The organism is Myroides sp. C4067, from assembly GCF_038039665.1.
Lineage (GTDB): Bacteria > Bacteroidota > Bacteroidia > Flavobacteriales > Flavobacteriaceae > Flavobacterium > Flavobacterium odoratimimum.
In genome coordinates, this window is sequence record NZ_JBBPHJ010000001.1 from 141,741 (window position 1) to 160,812 (window position 19,072).

A 19,072-nucleotide genomic window follows, 5' to 3' on the forward strand; every position below is an offset into this window, starting at 1 on the left:
TTCTTCTTGATTAATTCTATCACAAACGTAATCTGACAACACAACTTCTGAAAAAACGAGTGCGCGAATGGGAGTATTTACTGCGCGAATGGGGAGATTGGTTAACGGTTTACTGTTATCGGTTCACAGTTGTAGTGATGTGGATAAACTAGAGCTAGGTATCTTGAGATGTTTATTTATTCTTGCTGACTTATAACCATAAAAAAACGGTTAATAGCTTTTTATACTATTAACCGTTTTTCGTATACTAATTCAGATAAAGAATGCTATATTGAATAGAGTAGGTTTAAAACATAACATTTAATAACTATATACTACAAGTCTTATAATATGAGATTCCTCCTTCGTCGGAATGACATACTAGACAAATAGAGCTTATCCTTTTAAAAAAGCCTATGAGAAACAACTCCCTAGTATCTTATATCAAACGAGAAGTAGCATTAAAACTCTATTACACTAGACACAAAGTATTGTGTCTCTACCGTGCTATTACATACAACACGCTTATATGACCATCAAAGTAAAAATCATTCTCCTACTTCTCTATCTTACGAATCCTATAATGACTGTCATAACTAAATTAATTACAAAGAATAAACAGAAAACAAACAATAACTTTCGAATAGTACTGAAAGTGTCTTCTAAAAATTCTTCAGAATTATGAATAATGGTCTTTCTGATTCGTCTACTTAAAAAGAACAAATGCATACATGAATAACTACTTAATACAAAACTTAACAGATTCATTAAAACAGGCAGATATTCTTGTTTTGATAACCTCACAAATAGTTCAAAAAAACTGACTAAACTAATGACTCCACATACAACAATTAAAGGTATAACCCACTTACTAATACGTTTTAAGTAAAGTAGTGATTGTTCTGTTAGTACTAACTTTTGATTGCTATCTTCACTATGTTGATTTACTTGATTATTCATGACTTAATAACTGAGAAAAAAATTATAAATGCAGTAATAACACCTACTAAAACAGAACTAGTGATAAGTATAGTTATCCTACTAAGATTACCTAAACTATATTCTAATTTATTACTGTTCTTCATCTCTAAAGCTATTTTTAAAGATGTACTAAATCTATATAGAAGATAACATATATACACAAATATTAAGAAGGCTAATAAGAAACTCAATCCTAAACCAAACAATTTACCATCTATAAAACCCGCTATTATGATAAGGAAAAATTGACTCATTAAAGGTTGAAGTGTATCACTTAAAAAAAGATCAAATAGTATTACTAACAATACCTGTGATAAAATCAAGATTAATAACGCTTTTGCTAATACTCTTATCCGTTTTAATTGGCCAATAGACATAGCTGATATCCCTAATTCTTGCTTTGTATATTCTTTTATTTCTTTATCCATTTCAGTTCTATTTTTTTATACTATTTAGACATAAAGTATTGTATCTCTACTGTGCTATTACATACAACACGCCTATATGCCCATCGAAGTAAAAATCATTCTGATAGACTAGTCCTATCTTCTCTAATACTTTGATTGATGCGATATTCTCTTTCATCGCTCTACCGATAATACGGTGTAGCCCTAAGGCTGTAAATCCATATTCTAAACACGCCTTTGCGCTCTCTGTAGCATACCCCATATTCCAATGCTCCTCATAGAAGCGAAAGCCTATATCTGTCCTATCTATATCAGCATTGTACTTCAGCCCACACCATCCTAAGAACGCATTGTCTTCCTTACGAATAACTGTCCATCGTCCATATCCGTTTCTCTCATAATCGCTATAATTAGCTAAGAAAGTATACGCTTCATCCACACTGTCAAAAGCATCATCTCCTGTATAGCGCATCACATTAGGATTAAGGTTTAGCTGATAAAAGTGCGCTGCATCTGCAGTAGTTAATTTTCTTAGTACTAATCGATCTGTTTCTAAAACACTCTTCATGCCTAGTCATATTTCTAATAGGTTAATATTACGAATATTTAATGAAGTAACAATTCATAAACTCCTTATAAACACCCTATTCATTTTATAATTGACCTACTTTGGAGAAAATGATCTGATTTGGTTAAAATAGATATTTATGAAAAAAAGATAATCCTTATCACTTCTTTATTGACAAGGCTTACAAGAAATTGGCTACGCTTTACGAAGCAGTTTGTTCGGAAGTTGTTCGGAAAAACCTCGGTTTTTACTAGGATAAAGCCCCCTTTTCCGAACGACACTAAGTCTGTCTCCGAACCAAACTATATCAACAAAAACATATCATTACTAACATCCTATATTATACCTCCCTACCTCGACTACCATATATATGGTATATTCTGAAAATGACTAATAAAAAACAAGGTTTATAAATATCTTTGCTTTGAATAATTTAGTACTTTAATCAAAAATAGAGATATCAGAATATGAAGAAATTCTTTAGTAATACTATAGTAAAACTTTTACTAGGGGTGATAGTTGGTCTAGTCATAGGACCATATCTTACAGACAGCTTACTACAAATCATCTTATCAACGAGACATATACTAGGTCAGATCATTCTGTTCTTAGTACCGCTGATCATTCTAGGATTCGTAGTATCTTCTATCGCTAAACTAGACAAGGGACAGACTGGTATAATCGGTTTCTCTATTATTATTGCTTACTTATCTAGTATCGGAGCAGGGTTCTTTAGTAGTACACTAGGGTTTAACATTATCCCTCACTTACAGATAGAGAACAATGTGGAGACTCTTAAGGAGCTTCCTGCGATGTTGTTTAAGCTAGATATACCGCCAGTTTTTGGAGTAATGACTTCTCTGACACTTGCCTTAATGATTGGTATCGGTATTCTATGGACAGAGTCTAAACCACTAGAGCGTGCATTTGATTCTTTTAAAGATATCGTACTATTATTAGTGAATAGAGTATTAGTACCTGTATTGCCATTCTATATTATGGCAAACTTTGCATTACTTAGTTATGAAGGGTCTATACAGTCACAGCTACCTGTGTTCTTAACTGTGATTCTTATCGTGATAGTGGCACACTTCATTTGGTTAGGTGTGTTATATACGATAGCAGGGATATACTCTGGTAAGAATCCATGGGAAGTTATTAAACACTATCCTCCTGCTTACCTAACAGCAGTAGGGACGATGTCTTCAGCGGCTTCTCTAGGTGTAGCACTACAGTCTGCACACAAAAGTAAAGTGCTAAAACCTGAGATCACGAACTTCACTATTCCGTTCTTCTCTAATATACACTTATGTGGATCAGTATTGACAGAAGTATTCTTCGTGATGACTGTATCTCAAGTGTTATATGGTACATTACCTACGCTGGGTACGATGATCTTATTCGTACTACTACTAGGTATTTTCGCTATCGGAGCACCTGGTGTACCTGGCGGTACTGTAATGGCCTCATTAGGTATCATCGCTTCCGTACTAGGTTTTGACGATGCTGGTATTGCATTAACCTTAACGATATTTGCATTACAAGATAGCTTCGGTACTGCATGTAACATTACAGGAGATGGAGCACTTAGCCTTATGGTAACAAAATACAGTGATAAATAAAGATAATGAGGGAAGGCCTGTGCTTTCCCTTTTTTATACCTTCTACGCTATGCTAAAGAAATTAGTAAACAATACTATCGTTAGATTAATATCAGGAGTAATCATCGGTCTATTAGTAGGACCTTATCTAAATGATATTCTACTTCAAGTCATCTTATCAACGAAACATATTTTAGGACAATTAATCTTATTTTTAGTTCCCTTAATCATCTTAGGATTTATCGTATCGTCTATCGCTAAGCTAGATCAGAAGTCTTCTGTTATTATAGGGTTCTCCCTAGCTATAGCCTATATATCGAGTGTCGGAGCAGGGCTATTCAGTGGTTCATTAGGATACACTATATTACCTTGGCTAGATATCCCCTCTACTGCTGCTACGGGAAGAGCATTACCTGAGATGCTTTTTAAACTAGACATTCCACCTATATTCGATGTGATGACTTCCTTAGTACTTGCACTCATGATAGGTTTAGGTATACTATGGACGCAGTCTAAACCATTAGAAATAGCCTTCGATCATTTTAAAGAGATTGTGTTATTATTAGTCAATAGAGTACTAGTTCCTTTATTGCCTCTATACATTGCGTGTAATTTTGCTTTGCTTAGTTATGTAGGTAGCATACAGTCCCAATTACCAATATTCTTAATCGTGATTATCATCGTGATCTTAGCTCATATCGTATGGATCGCCATCTTATACACAATCGCAGGTCTGTACGCTAAAAAGAATCCGTGGGAAGTACTCAGACATTATGGACCGACCTATCTAACAGCATTAGGCACGATGTCTTCAGCGGCTAGCTTAGGTGTAGCACTACAATCAGCACATAAGAGCAAAGTACTAAAGCCGGAGATTACGAACTTCACTATTCCGTTCTTTTCTAACGTACACTTATGTGGTGCTATGGTTACAGAGACCTTCTTTGTGATGACAGTATCCTTAGTCCTTTATGGGCATTTACCCGATGTTAGTACATTGATTCTCTTTGTGCTTTTGCTAGGTGTATTCGCTCTAGGAGCACCTGGTGTACCTGGGGGAGCACTAATGGCATCCTTAGGATTAATAACCTCTATGCTGGGCTTCGATGATACAGGGATAGCATTAGTATTAACCATATTCGCACTACAAGACAGTTTTGGTACTGCGTGTAATATAGTGGGTGATGGCGCCTTAAGTCTTATGGCGACAGCCTTTCATGAACGACAACAAAAAAGGGAAGCTCAGTAGCTTCCCTTTCTTATATATCGCCTAATCTGATTAGTCTTTTAAAATGTTACGAGAGATAACTAATTTTTGAATCTCTGTAGTTCCTTCTCCGATAGTACACAACTTCGAATCACGGAAGAACTTCTCTACTGGGAAGTCCTTAGTATATCCATATCCACCGTGGATTTGGATCGCTTCTGTAGATACTTTCACACATACTTCAGACGCATACATCTTCGCCATAGCTCCGATCTTAGTCATTGGTTTGTTATTGTTCTTTAAGAAAGCTGCTTTGTGTAATAATAACTCAGAACACTCAATCTCTGTAGCCATATCCGCTAATTTAAAACCGATAGCTTGGAATTGGCTAATTGGTTTTCCGAATTGAACTCTCTCTTTTGAGTATTTTAATGCTGCTTCATAAGCTCCTTTAGCAATGCCTAATGATAATGCACCAATAGAGATACGCCCTCCATCTAATACTTTCATCGCTTGAATGAACCCTTCTCCTACTTCTCCTAAACGGTTAGCATCAGGTACGCGACAATTATCAAAGATAAGTTCCGCAGTCTCAGATGCACGCATTCCTAATTTATTTTCTTTCTTACCACTAGAGAACCCTGGTGTACCCTTCTCTACTACGAAAGCTGTCATTCCGTGAGAATCACCTTTCTCTCCTGTACGAACAATAACTACTGCAACGTTACCCGAGATAGCGTGAGTGATAAAGTTCTTCGCTCCATTTAAGATCCAGTGATCACCATCTTTCACAGCTGTAGTACTCATACCTCCTGCATCAGATCCAGTGTTGTGCTCTGTCAATCCCCATGCACCAATCCACTCTGCTGTCGCTAGCTTAGGTAACCATCTTTTCTTTTGTTCTTCATTGGCAAATGATAAAATATGATTAGTACATAATGAGTTATGTGCTGCTACTGATAAACCAATAGATGAGTCAACTTTAGAAATCTCTTCTACGATAGTGATATATTCGTGGTAACCTAGTCCCGATCCTCCGTATTCTTCAGGAACTAAAACTCCCATATATCCCATCTCTCCTAGTTTTTTAAATAAATCTACAGGAAAGATTTGAGCTTCGTCCCATTCCATAATATGTGGACGAATATGTTGTTCTGCAAAGTCTCTTATAGATTGAGCAATCATTGCTTGAGTTTCATTGTATTCAAAATTCATGGTTGATAGTTTTAATTCGTAAATCTCAAATATAAACTAATTATATCAATTTTGTCAATAGGGAATTTCTCAATTTGTAGTAATCCTTCTTTATTAACAAAATCTCCGTTCATACTCCTATGCTTAACTACTTCTCTTGCGATATAATAATTCATATAGGGTAATTCTTTCAATTGATTTATAGAGGCTTCATTGATATTTAAAGTTGTAACAGTTGGGGCATTCATCACTTTAAAATACCTATATAATTCATTTACAACTTCTTCTGAAAGTCCATACACAAACTTTAACTGCTGTATGGACACAAAACCACCGTACTTCTCCCTTTCTTTCATAATCTTATCGGCATAATACGGGCCTATTCCTCTGACTTTCTGTAAGTCCTCTAAAGTTGCACTATTTATACATATTGCTACTATGGGAACTTCTACTTTAGGCTTACTATAATCTACATATTCTCGTTTCACCTTAGGATTATTCACCCAATCTGGGAACTTAAAATAAGTACTATAGGTCTTCAGCCATTCGTCTGAAACTTGAGTGATTTGTTGAAATTCTTTAGCAGAATTGACATACTTATTCTCCTTTCGAAATGACAATAACCGATCTATCTCCTCTGTAGACATTCCTAAAACAAAGCCTCGATAATCTGTAATAAAGTTGGGGTTAAAAGGATAGATCGTATCTCGCTTAGCTATAGCAATAGTATTAATACTATCTAAGAGACTAATCTGCTTCTGATATTCATCGTTAAAAAGGGTGGAATATTGATCAACGATATGCTGATCGGATGACCTAGGATAATAGATATAAAGCTGAATGGCTATCACAAGGAGCACTAAAAAGAAAAGGCCTCGCTTCTGTGACTTCGTGTAGTAGTAAAATCTTTTTCTATAGTTAGATAACATCTCCTCTTTTTACAGGAAAATTACAAGATTACTATCTAACTCACATACAGTATTCAAAGAGATTTATAGGTCGAATACTGATGTTCTCTTTGTATAGATTAAGTCTTTAATACGAGCTAAAAAAGCTAAAGTAAGATATAAAGCAAAAGCTAATCCTAAGGTGAAGAATGATAAATAGATAAAGAACAGACGTACACTAGTAGCGCGCATCCCTAGTCTATCCCCTAGACGGCTAGATACTCTGAATCCTCTTTTCTCGAAATAGTGTCTTAAACTAGTAACCATACCTATATCATATTAACTAGACAAAGATAAACAATATCCATCACAGCGAAGTGAACTATGGTGTATGATTAACTTTTTTTGAGAAATTCTTTCCCTATAGCACACTCTATACATCGATTACTATCACAATACTTCTTCTTTAGATGAACTAGAGCTTGGCTATCTACAGCATTAATCGCTGTTATATTATAACTAGAGAATAAACTGACGATACTGTTCTTCTCCGCTTTTATGCTTTCGGCTAGTGTTATAATATCACTAATATCGTAATCTTCATGCGATATCGACTTCTGATAAATAATCTGCATCGGTAAAATGACATTGATAATTACTAAATCAATAAAGTCTTTAGTCAGCTTCTTAGCCTGTTTCTTACTTACTTTATTAAATACATAATGTGTCTCCCAATATGAACTCACTTTTATATCAAATAATTGATAGAAATAATCTAAATCTGTTGTTGTCAGTATCTTTACAACAGGGATCTGCTGGTGATATAACCAACTACTCAGCTGTGCTAATCTAATAGTAGGAAAATTAGGTGGTCTAAGCTGAAAGAATCGTATAGGAGATGGGGATGATACTGAAATAGTATATTTATGTCTTAAGAAGGTCCATTCTCTTTTTATGTCTTTTACATAGTCATCCTCTAACTCCAGTTCTTCTTCTAACAGACCTGTTACTCCAAAGAGTAAAGCTTCTATTTGTAACAAGGATTGGGATTGTTTGTAAATAGACAGTATAGGTAGATGTCTTACTGCATCATAGAATGCTTCGCCATTCGCGTTTAAGCCAAAGCTCTTAGCTAGAAAACAAAAGAATACATGTTCCCAATGATTATTGGTTTCTAAAAGCAATTGTTCCATTGGTTTGGTTTTTTCTATCAACCGTTCTAGAAACAACTTCTCTTTCCAGAATGTCCAGATACATGGGTCAACTACTCCTATGCTATCTTCACAGTTTAAGTGATTCTTGCGCAAAAAGAGTTGAGTACATTTCTCTAAAACTTGTTGATCTACATAGTTCTTCAAAACGAAAACAGATATCTCACTGCCATCTAATCTAAAAACTGGAATATCATACTCCCATACCACATGTAGTATCACACTGTCATAACGCTGATCTCGCTCATGATGATGTGCATACCAGTCAGAAGCCTTAATGTGTATCTCTACATTTCCCGCCCATTCCTGATCAGCAATGCATATTCTTGCATTAAAAAAGTCAGGCCCATCTAGACCTGTAAAAGTCCCTGTAGAAAGTATATTGAGAGATTCATTAGATGTTGTATATAAGTCTTTAGAATTGAACAACTGATTTGCCCAAACATAATGTAGAAATGCTTCTTTCATAAAAGTATTCGCTTATTGATTATATTCAATTCGTTTTCTCTATTTTTATAAAAAACTATAATCACACTAACTACAATCATGAGAATATTATTCTACCTCACTTGTCTTACTATGACCTTGTCTTCTAGTATTATATACGCACAAAAACCTAACCAAAATATGCTTATAGAATACTATACTTACTCCAACAATAAAATAATCAATGTAGAAGACCCTATAATTCTGATAGCAAATGAGGATAATGCTTTTATCGCTAAGAAAAAGCAACTCGATATAGGGCTAGAAAAATATCCTTATGAACAAACTTATATCGACTATAAAAACAATATTCAATACAGTGTAGCCCATCTAACAAAGAAGAATAAAATAAAGATGGTACTTCCAAACACCAACCAATCCTTCACACATCATAAAGAGACCAAAACAATATTAGGCTATAAATGCAATAAAGCGACTATAACAATTAATTCTAATAAAATCACCTTATGGTACACTAACGATCTAAAAGCGAAAGGAAGTCCTATGTCATTAGGAGCTAATCTAGGGGTAGTGTTAGAGATAGATCGCAATGGTACATACAAAACGATAGCTAATAAAATAAACAAAGATTTAAAACTGAATATACAAGACTATATACAACTAGAAGATAGTCATGAGGTAGATACTAAAACTTATAAAACTGAACTATGGAAAAGCAGATTCACTACAATTAAGCTATTCGAAGATGACTTGATCAATTTCTCTGACTCTATTATTAATAAGCCAAATCTAATGCGCTTCGCTAAAGGGACAGTTATCGTTACTAAAGTAAAAATACCTGCTATAAAACCTACTGATCAAATATTCGTCAACTTAACAGAACAATCTAATGGCGATGCTTATGATAGAACAGGTAGTGTGTTCTTGATACCGCACTATCACGAAATTTCTTTTATGGATGCTTTAGAACAAGGTATAGAGGTACTCCCTATCTATCAGAATCAGGATTCGTCAGAGAAATTCCAAGGTGTTATCGCTACACAAAACTATACTCCTCCGATAGAGTTAATGCGCTTCTTCACTCCATTTGGTGTCAAAGGCTTTAATCATATCGATGTACTAGATTATAAATGGCAAGAGAAGGTGTATTATAGACAAGAGATTTCTGAGTTTCAACCTTTATTAAGCAATAGTGAATGGTATGTAGGGGTATATATAGGCAATTATGATAAAGATGGTCATAAAATAAGTGCTGATATCACTATCCATCCTGACGGACTAAGCAATGCTAATAAAACGACAACGATGATGCCTATCTTTAACACTACTAATCTAATGGAGATGGCAGGTCAGAACTATCCTATTATGTTCGCTTCACCTACAGGTCTAAAAATAACTTTTACAACAACTACTGATATCAAAAATGCTAGATTAAGGTATATCACGACAGGTCATGGCGGATGGGAGAATGGAGATGAGTTTAATCCTAAGCTTAATACAATTAGCTTAGATACTACTAAAGTGTTAGACTACTTTCCATGGAGACAAGACTGTGGCTCTTATAGAGAATATAATCCTGCTTCTGGTAATTTTGAGACTGGGTTATCTTCATCTGATCTTAGTCGTTCTAATTGGTGCCCTGGTACTATCACACCACCTATTTGGGTTCCGCTAGGAGATATAAAGAAAGGTACACATACACTAGAAGTCAAAATACCTCAAGGAAGAAGAGAAGGCAATAGCTTTAGTTATTGGAATGTCTCAGGTGTTCTCTTTGGGGAATAAAAAAAGCGCAGTTTTACAAAAAGTAAAACTGCGCTTTTTTTTTATTCTAAATTCTTATGTAAAGAAGTTCCACGTTACTCCAAATCTCAAGGTAAAGTCCTTATATGGATTATTAGGTGCTGAATAATATTTGTATCCTGTCATACTAGAGTTAAAATGCTCCAACATAATATATATTCTAGCTGTTCTAATCTTCATATTAATAAAGAAATCTAATACTGGATAATTTCCTATTTCAACTTTATCTTGTACAAAAAAGTCTCCTATCAATGGGTTATAATCATTTCCATAGTACTTCGTAAAATAACTCAAGGTGATACCTGTCTGAAACTTTAAAGCCTTATCAAAGAATGCATCTGTGAAGTATAAAGTATTACGTGTCACAAACTCTGGTACATTTAAGATATTATCTTTTTGGTCAACTTTCTGATACAAGAATGTATTATCTAAACCAAACTTACCAAATCTAAAGTCTTTCTCAGCCTGAATAGATAAGTAGTTAATTGTACCTCTATATTGTTTAGGAGTAACTAACACTTGCTGTGGTATACCAAACTTATCATACTCAGTAGCATCATTAGAAAAATATAACTTATCTTTTAATACTGAATATGTCCCTGACAGCTTTACCCATGGTGTTGTAACAGAGGCATCGAATTGATTAATCTTTTCGTTCTTAAACTCATTATACCAATTGTAATTAACATAGTCACTTTGATATAAATAATAGTTTAAATTCCCCATTCTATTTAGGTTTTGATAGCCTAATTGAAATGCAATATCTTCTGAATACTTATAATCTAAATTAGCTTCGAAGTTTCTTGTTTCGTCATTCCCTAGAGATGTACTGGCTAAAACATTTGCTTTCCAATTCTCCTTATGATAAATATATCTACCACCTAGCATTGTTATATTCTTCTCTAGTTGATCTGGTATTAGACCACCTCCCACATGAGCTATACTTTTATAATGATATCTATACTTATAAAAATCAACAAACCCTTCAAAACGTCCTGCTACATCTGACTGGTAAGCAGCCCCTACTCTATTAAATACATTGTAATATCTGGTCTTATTATTTATACTACTTTTAAATGCATCTCCAAAGTGTGTCTTATCTGTAAACTCACTATTAATATCTGCTTGTGTATACTCAAAGAACTTATCTTCATAAGTAAACTCATGAGTTAATAAAACACCATTTTTAAAAGAGTTATTTAATTGATATTGATGATTTAAGTATAAACGCTTTCCTTTCAACATCGTTTCTACATCTCTGTAATAGACATTAAGACGTTCGCGCTTATTATATGGTTTAACACTGCTTTCAAAAAGATCTAAGTCACGTATCCCCCCATTCTCTTTGTTCATGATGTCTTGAGCTGTAAAGTGAGCTCTCATCAAATATTTCTTGTTCTCAGATTGATAACTAGATCCTATTCTAAAATTCCCTGTTGAAGACAGTTGATTAATATACTTTCCTAAAGAACGCAATCCTTTATACCCTACAAAGAAATTTAAGTTCTTACTTGTATTTAAAGTAATGAAGGCATCGAGATTCTGTCCTTGTTTCATCACTGATCTATAGTATAAATCAGTATAAGGAGTAGGTGCAGAATAATACTTAATATCTTCTACATTTAGGTATGCAAACTGCTTAGCTTCGAAACCAAAACCTGGTAAAACATGATTTGCTTTATAATTATATTTTAATACGTTATAAGTCTGACCTTCATTAGCAAACTGAACTAACCCAAAAGGATCTTTTCTTAAGTAATTAAATTCATAATGTTTCTTTACAGATAAAGCTGTATCAACAGCTATTGTGTCATTCTTAATCGAGATTATCTTATAGTCACTGATAGGTGCCACAGAGTCTTTCTTTACCTTCTGTCTAAGGCTTCCTATTTCTTTCTTCTCTTTTTTATCTTGGTCTCCATCAGGTCTATAACTTCCTTGCATATCTAAAGTTTGAAACTGTGCCTGAATAGTCACACAACAAAAAAACAATAGAAAAACACCTAGGTACTTTCTCATAAAAATATAATTTGGACAAAGGTAAATTTATTTTTGAATTAAATAAAAAAAGCCATCCGAAGATGGCTTTCTATTTTATACTTAATAAGCTAATTATTTCTTAGCCCAAATAAGTTTTGTATCCATTTTGTCACCGCCCATACGAGCAGCAGCAGCATCTTTGTTAGCTTTGTTAACAAGATTCATATCTGATGGAAATGTAATTCTCTCTGGTAAGTCTTTTAAATCCACTTTAGGAACAAAAGTATACTGAGTTTCTCCTTTAGGTCCTGGCGCTACAAGATCACGTGTTTCACCTGGTAATAAAAATGTTTTTGGAAACTTCGTTCTTCTGTATTCAGCCCAAGCCTCATAAGGTTGCATATATAATGCAATATACTTCTGAGTCATCACATTTTCTTCATTAGCAGCTGGAACTAGTTGCATATAACTATCTATATTTCCACCACTAATTCCCCAACTTTCCATAGATGCTCTGATACCTTTTTTGTAATTAGTATCATCCCATCCATTTACTTCTGATAGAATAAACTCTACTTCAGCATACTCCATTAAAACCTCAACCTTATCAGCTTTATATATAGCAGCTCCAAATTGAGAAACACTACCCGTTTGTGAACCAGTAAAAGCACCCAAAATACCTATTGGCATACCAACATAAAAATCAGCTGTTCTATCAACATAATTCCCTTCTTCAATACTACCTACTACATTAGATGCACGGAAAGATACACGTGTTTCTACATCTTTATTATCTTTATCCTTAGTAATGTTAGTTGTCGGTGCCACCATCTTGTATAAACGTGGATCTACAATTCCTTTGAAAGGATTCTTTTTTCCCACCATTTTCTCCTCACCTTTTAATAACTCTACAAACGTATTTGTAGGAGCGAAATCATTACGATTATCAATGAAAGCGGCTCTATAAAATGGAGCAGGATTAACTTTATCATTCTGGAATTTAAGACCTACAGAATCATCATTAGATGTCATTACTCCACTTTTAATCGCATCCGTTATATGATCTTTAGCTTCTGGGATAACATTTTTTACACGATTAGCAATCTTTAATCTTAAAGAATTCGCAAATTTTTTCATCTTAGTTGCATCACCAAAAATAAAATCTCCTTTGCTAAAAATATCCGAATCTAATGTAATACTTTCGGCAGCCTCCTTTAACTCTTTCATCATATCCTTATAGATCTTATCTTGTGGAGCAAATTTAGGAGTTCTTATAGGATTAGCAGTTCCTACTGTCATACCTTCAAAATCAGGGTCATCACTACCATAAGAATAATACGGAATATCTCCATAGATTTCCAAAGCTTGTAATTGGCTATACACCATCATAATACGTGCAGCAGACAACATATTTCCAGGGTGTCCATAAGTAAGAACTTTTACCTGATTAGTCTGATCTGTAACTATGTCAATGATTTCCTTATATCCTTTTGCAGCTAAGAATATATTACTGTACAAGCTATTATTTACATCAGTACGGAATAAATATAGGTCTTCATCTGTATAATTTCGTTGTGCAGAGTACTGCACCCATGGTAATGCCATACGTCCTGAAGGGAAACCTCCACGAGTGTTTGTCATTAAATCTTTATTGGATTTATTAAATAAACCACCTGTAGGAACCTCTAATGGTTTATTAGGGTTTACGTTAATATCTTCTAAATCTTTATCACAACCTACAAAAGCAATAAAGCATGTTAATAAAGATATTTTATAAATGTATTTTTTCATGAGAGTTTCTAGAATTTAAATTTAACATTCATACCATAAGTTCTTGTAGATGGCAATGATGCCCCTTCAATCGCTTGAATATTTCCACTTCCGTAAGATGCCATCTCTGGATCCATACCTTTCCAGTCTAAGTTCCAAGTAAATAAATTACGACCATAAGCTGAAATAGTAATTCCTTTAAATGGACCAATCCACTTAGTAGGTAAATCATATCCTAAAGAAATTTCTCTTAACTTAATATAATCTGAATCAAATACATTTAATGCATCAACACCACCATAATGTGATTGTGCCCATTCCTGACCAGATACAACTTGATCATTTTTAGAGCCATCTTGTTTAACTCCCGCTAAAATAAGTCCATTCTCACGAATACCATTCTCAGCTGACTTATCAAGCATACCAGTATACATTCCAAACATATGAGAAGTAGAGAAGTATTTACCACCTTTTTGCATATCAATTAAAACTCCTAGATTAAAATTTTTATACTTAAAGTTGTTTCTAATTCCCATATTGTAATCAGGAAGATATGACCCTAAAGCTTGTATTCCTGTTTTCAAATAAAGACCATCTTCTCCAATAACCTTGTTACCATTATCATCATATACAAAGTCAGTTCCATAGATTTGTCCATAAGACTCACCTATTTTACCTTGTAAAGAAACTTGGAAAGGAGCTCTTGTAATCTCAACTGATTCTACACCCTCAGCTAAACGAGTTAACTCGTTCTTATTCTTAGAGAAATTCCATGTAATATCCCAAGAGAAATCATCTGTACGAATCGGAGCTAAATTAACAGTTGCTTCTATACCTTTGTTTTTCATGTCTCCAGCATTTTGCCATTGGTAAGCAAATCCTGTTGCAGCATCATACTGTACACGAGTAATCAAATCCTTTGTGTCTATTTGATAATAAGATAATTCAAATCCTACTCTATTATTTAAGAAACCAGCTTCTAAACCAATTTCTTTTGTAGTCATCATCTCTGGTTTTAAATCTGGATTATTTGCTGTTGAGCTTAGAGAATACGTTGGGTTTCCATTAAATGGACCATCTAAATTATAATAGTCAGCTGTTCTATATGCTTCAGTATCATTCCCAACTTGAGCCCATCCTACACGAACTTTTCCGAATGATAACCAATCGATCTCTGGCATTAACTGAGAGAAGATAAATGTTCCTGTTACCGATGGATAAGTAACCGATTTTTTAACAGTTGAGAACCAATCTGTACGAGTAGTTCCTTCTAAAAATAAAAACTCTTTATAGTTCACACTAACAGATCCAAATACAGAGTTAGTTCTTGAATGAAACTTCTCATTACTTGCTTTTGCATCTGAAACACTATTACTTAAATTATATAAATTAGGTATATCTAAACCTCCAACTGTAGTCCCATATACATAATCTCTACGTTTTTCACTTCTATTTACTCCAACAAAAGCATTAAGTCCAAAATCTCCAAAGTGATCATCATAATGAACACGTCCTTCATAATTGTATTCTGACACATCACGTTTCATAATACTATACTTAGATGTAGCTTGTGAACCTACAGCCACTCTTTCTTCAACAGTAAAACTATAACGATCACCGTATACTGTTCCAACAGCATATATTTTATCCGTAAAATTATAAGTTAACTTCACATTCCCATACGTTCTATTACGAACATCTTGAGATGTGTTTTCATTAACTACCCAATAAGGGTTATCTGAATAAGCAGGAGTACCATCATCCCAAGCATTTCTGTTCCAAGAACGTTGATCTCCATTCGCTAACTTATAATCCTTTAATTTCTTAAAGTCAACTTGACGTTGTCCCCATTGAAAGAACTTTTGTGCAACAGAGTTATCACCATATCCTACCTCTGGACGGTTAAACCCTTTAGTGTAAACATAATTAAAGTTAGTTTCTGCTTTTAATTTATCTGTTAATTGAGTAGATGCACTTACAGAAAAATTATTACGTTGTAATTTTGAATTAGGCACTACCCCTTCTGTAACATTGTTACTAAAAGACATTCTAACATTACTATCTTTAAATGATTTTCCAACAGAAACAGATTGGCTATGTGTAATTCCAGTATCAAAGAATGATTTAACATCGTTCTTAGCTTTTTGCCAAGGTACTTCTTTCATATAATCATCAGCAAACTCTGGATCAAAAGCATACCATGGTAAATATGGAGTACCATCAAACTTAGGTCCCCAGCTTTCATCTACTTTGTATTCTGCAATATTATATGTTTTGCCTCCAATAACAGCTGTTGGTAACTTACTAGCAGAACCACCTCCATATAATGTTTGTAACTTAGGCATGATATTAATACTTTCGAAACTTAATCCTGTATTAACCTCAATATCTGTACGTCCATTTTTAGCAGACTTAGTAGTATAAATAATTACACCATTACCACCTCTATTTCCATAAAGAGCAGAAGCAGGCCCTCCTTTTAATACTGTTACAGATTCGATATCATCTGGGTTAATATCTGCAGAAGTATCACCATAGTCACGTCCACCAGACCCACGTTGCATATTTGTATCCGCAAAGTTACTATTATCCAGCGGCACTCCATCTACTACAATAAGAGGCTGATTGTTACCTGTTACAGATTTAACACCACGTAATACGATACGTGCAGAACCTCCCATTGAAGAAGGAGAAGTCACTTGTAGACCAGCAACGTTTCCTGAAAGTGCATTAACAGCATTTGTCTGACCTGATCCAGATAAGTTATCTCCTTTAACTTCTTGTGAAGAATAACCTAACTTTTTCTTATCACGCTTAATACCTAAAGCTGTTACTACCACTTCGTCAAGCATTTCTTCATCGCTCGCCATAGTCACATTGTAAACAGCTTCACCGCCTACAGTGTGTTTAATGTCTTTCATTCCTACAAAAGAGAAAATAATTACATCTCCCTTTTTAACTTTTAACGAATACTTTCCGTCAAGGTCAGTCTGAGTACCTTCTGAAGTACCAGAAATCGTAACGGAAACACCTGGAAGAGGAAGTCCACCTTCACTTACAATCCCATTAAAAGTCTTTTCCTGAGCAAAACCTACTTGCACTAAAAAAGCAAGAGACCCTACTAAGATCCATTTAAACTTTGATTTCATTTTAATTATTGATTAGTTAGTATGACAAATCTAACAAAATATTTTAAACTCATTAGGTTTATTTTAAGTTTTTTAAAAAATCAAACATTAAACTAACCTTATAAATGAAAACGAAATCAAACATTATTATTAAAAAACAATACGAAAAAATACATATATACTAAAAATAACCTTTTAAAAAACAGTGAATATGCTAATTAAAAAATTAGAATTCCATCAAACATACAATCTATCAAGTTTACATAAATATTCTGTAAAATCACATTGTATTAAGGATACCAATAGTTACTAAAGTATATCTATTAAAATCTTTAAAAAAAGTATCACTTATCAGTGCATAAAAAAACAGTAGTAAATTAAGTTTACTACTGTTTCTATTTATAGTGAATTTTAATACTTAAAACCTTACTATTTATAAGCTTGATTCTGTTCTATCTTACTAACATTAATCTCTGATTGTGGTATAGGAAACGCTGTTAAAGCATCTCCGAATTTGACTTCTTTTGAAGGGATATCTGTATTTGTACTAAGTACAGGATTAGTTACCTTCCCTCCCCATCTCATAATATCCTCATAAGCAAACCCCTCAAACATCAGCTCCTTTACTCTTTCCTTCTTGTAATCCTCAAAAGTAAGTATTGAGTACTTATAAGCACCTCCTCCAATCTCAACACGTTCCCCTACTATTTGATTCAAATACCCCAAAGCCAAGCCTCTATCTCCTTTAGTAGCGCCATTAATTGTTGCTTCAATATAATTTAACATTACTTCTTCTATACGCAACATTCTTATATTAGATGTACGGCTTGTATATTTTCCAAGATTACGATAGGGTTGTTTATCTGCTAAAACACCAACTACTCTACTTCTTATATCATCTATAGGTTCTCCATTGACAGTTGACAATGGAAAGAAATACTCTTTTGTACTTCCTATCCAAATCAAATCTCCATAACCACCTCTTGTTTCAGGTCTTGGATCATAAACATAAATATTAAATAAACTATTCGTCCCTTTATTATCTGTACCACTTTGAGTTAATTCGAACAAAGAATTTGACATTATTCCATCACCTTTATAAGCATCTAAAAAACTACTTCTAGGCATAACAGGAGATTTATCTTTTTCCATTGCCAACTTAGCGCTCTCAACCACTATATTTAACTTAGATGTATCATATTTACTAAAAAACAAAGCAATACGTGATTTTAGTCCATAAGCAGCTGCTAATGTAATACGTTGTTTAGAATTATTCCCTAAATCATTCTTAACCATTAAATCTATACCTCGATCTAAGTCTAGAAAAATATCTTTCATGTTCTCTCCTACAGTAGAACGCTTAATCTTTTCATCAATAGCTTTAAAAGTGGTTTTATAAGGCACTCCCAACGCATTTAAACCTTGTCCTCCTACATATTGTTCACCATAAAGTCTAACTAAATCATAATGTGCTAAAGCTCTAATAATGTACGCTTGCCCCTTGTAATATTTTACTTTTTCATCTTCTGGTACATTTGCCTCAAGAATTCTATTCGTATTAGAAATTACCTTATATATTTGACTCCAAGTATCTTTTGGATAAGCCTGAGTAGGGTTTAAAGTAAAACCAGAAACGTTATCAAACCTACCTGTCGCACCTGTTGAATACATATAAGTAGCCCTACACTCAGAGAAAGCAATTATATCTCTTCCATAATAACTAGCAGCGGTCATACGCGCATAAGAACCATTTAAACTAGCCAACATATCAGCAGCATTCTTAATTGGATCCTTCTCATTATCCTTATAATTTGACTGTTCTGGTTCTAAAGAACAAGAAGTAGTAAAAACTCCTGTCAATCCAATCATTCCTACAATAAGGATATATTTTATCTTATTTCTCATACTT

General features: G+C 33.9%; 14 protein-coding genes. 4 read left to right on the plus strand and 10 right to left on the minus strand.

What is annotated here, in order from left to right:
- Nucleotides 1-67 precede the first annotated feature (67 nt).
- Nucleotides 68-196 (plus strand): hypothetical protein, encoded by a 129-nt coding sequence (locus AABL87_RS00715; protein WP_341276766.1) that lies wholly within the window; start codon nt 68-70, stop codon nt 194-196.
- 739 nt (nt 197-935) lie between these two features.
- On the opposite strand, the gene AABL87_RS00720 is transcribed toward AABL87_RS00715, so the two are convergent.
- The gene (locus AABL87_RS00720) at nt 936-1,388 is read right to left on the minus strand and encodes a hypothetical protein (protein WP_006262110.1); all 453 of its coding nucleotides are present in this window, start codon (nt 1,386-1,388) and stop codon (nt 936-938) included.
- 46 nt (nt 1,389-1,434) lie between these two features.
- Nucleotides 1,435-1,935, minus strand: a complete 501-nt coding sequence (locus AABL87_RS00725) for a GNAT family N-acetyltransferase (protein WP_341276767.1) — start codon at nt 1,933-1,935, stop codon at nt 1,435-1,437.
- A gap of 467 nt (nt 1,936-2,402) precedes the next feature.
- Between AABL87_RS00725 and AABL87_RS00730 the strand changes: the two genes are divergently transcribed.
- Nucleotides 2,403-3,557, plus strand: coding sequence for a dicarboxylate/amino acid:cation symporter (locus AABL87_RS00730; RefSeq protein ID WP_006264680.1), 1,155 nt, complete (start codon nt 2,403-2,405; stop codon nt 3,555-3,557).
- 49 nt (nt 3,558-3,606) lie between these two features.
- On the plus strand, nt 3,607-4,785 hold the full coding sequence (locus AABL87_RS00735) for a cation:dicarboxylate symporter family transporter (protein WP_006264679.1): 1,179 nt from the start codon (nt 3,607-3,609) through the stop codon (nt 4,783-4,785).
- A gap of 30 nt (nt 4,786-4,815) precedes the next feature.
- Here AABL87_RS00735 and AABL87_RS00740 read toward each other — a convergent pair whose 3' ends face one another.
- From AABL87_RS00740 to AABL87_RS00755, 4 genes are all read right to left on the minus strand, one after another.
- Nucleotides 4,816-5,958, minus strand: a complete 1,143-nt coding sequence (locus AABL87_RS00740) for an acyl-CoA dehydrogenase family protein (protein ID WP_006259611.1) — start codon at nt 5,956-5,958, stop codon at nt 4,816-4,818.
- An 11-nt stretch (nt 5,959-5,969) separates the two neighbouring features.
- A complete protein-coding gene (locus AABL87_RS00745; protein WP_341276768.1) occupies nt 5,970-6,788 on the minus strand; it encodes a ComEA family DNA-binding protein in 819 nt (272 codons plus the stop codon).
- A 141-nt stretch (nt 6,789-6,929) separates the two neighbouring features.
- Entirely contained in the window at nt 6,930-7,151 is a 222-nt protein-coding gene (locus AABL87_RS00750) for a hypothetical protein (protein WP_006259613.1), read from the minus strand.
- Nucleotides 7,152-7,219: 68 nt separating this feature from the next.
- Complete coding sequence (locus tag AABL87_RS00755; protein WP_341276769.1) at nt 7,220-8,503, minus strand: DUF2851 family protein; 1,284 nt, start codon at nt 8,501-8,503, stop codon at nt 7,220-7,222.
- 78 nt (nt 8,504-8,581) lie between these two features.
- Between AABL87_RS00755 and AABL87_RS00760 the strand changes: the two genes are divergently transcribed.
- Nucleotides 8,582-10,267: a PNGase F N-terminal domain-containing protein gene (locus AABL87_RS00760; RefSeq protein WP_445929832.1), complete on the plus strand. Its 1,686-nt coding sequence runs from the start codon at nt 8,582-8,584 to the stop codon at nt 10,265-10,267.
- A 54-nt stretch (nt 10,268-10,321) separates the two neighbouring features.
- On the opposite strand, the gene AABL87_RS00765 is transcribed toward AABL87_RS00760, so the two are convergent.
- The 4 genes from AABL87_RS00765 to AABL87_RS00780 form a co-directional block, all read right to left on the minus strand.
- On the minus strand, nt 10,322-12,304 hold the full coding sequence (locus AABL87_RS00765; protein ID WP_341276771.1) for a putative porin: 1,983 nt from the start codon (nt 12,302-12,304) through the stop codon (nt 10,322-10,324).
- 93 nt (nt 12,305-12,397) lie between these two features.
- Complete coding sequence (locus AABL87_RS00770) at nt 12,398-14,056, minus strand: SusD/RagB family nutrient-binding outer membrane lipoprotein (RefSeq protein WP_006266902.1); 1,659 nt, start codon at nt 14,054-14,056, stop codon at nt 12,398-12,400.
- 8 nt (nt 14,057-14,064) lie between these two features.
- Complete coding sequence (locus AABL87_RS00775) at nt 14,065-17,184, minus strand: SusC/RagA family TonB-linked outer membrane protein (protein WP_006264673.1); 3,120 nt, start codon at nt 17,182-17,184, stop codon at nt 14,065-14,067.
- A gap of 408 nt (nt 17,185-17,592) precedes the next feature.
- Nucleotides 17,593-19,068, minus strand: a complete 1,476-nt coding sequence (locus AABL87_RS00780) for a RagB/SusD family nutrient uptake outer membrane protein (protein ID WP_006266901.1) — start codon at nt 19,066-19,068, stop codon at nt 17,593-17,595.
- Nucleotides 19,069-19,072 lie beyond the last annotated feature (4 nt).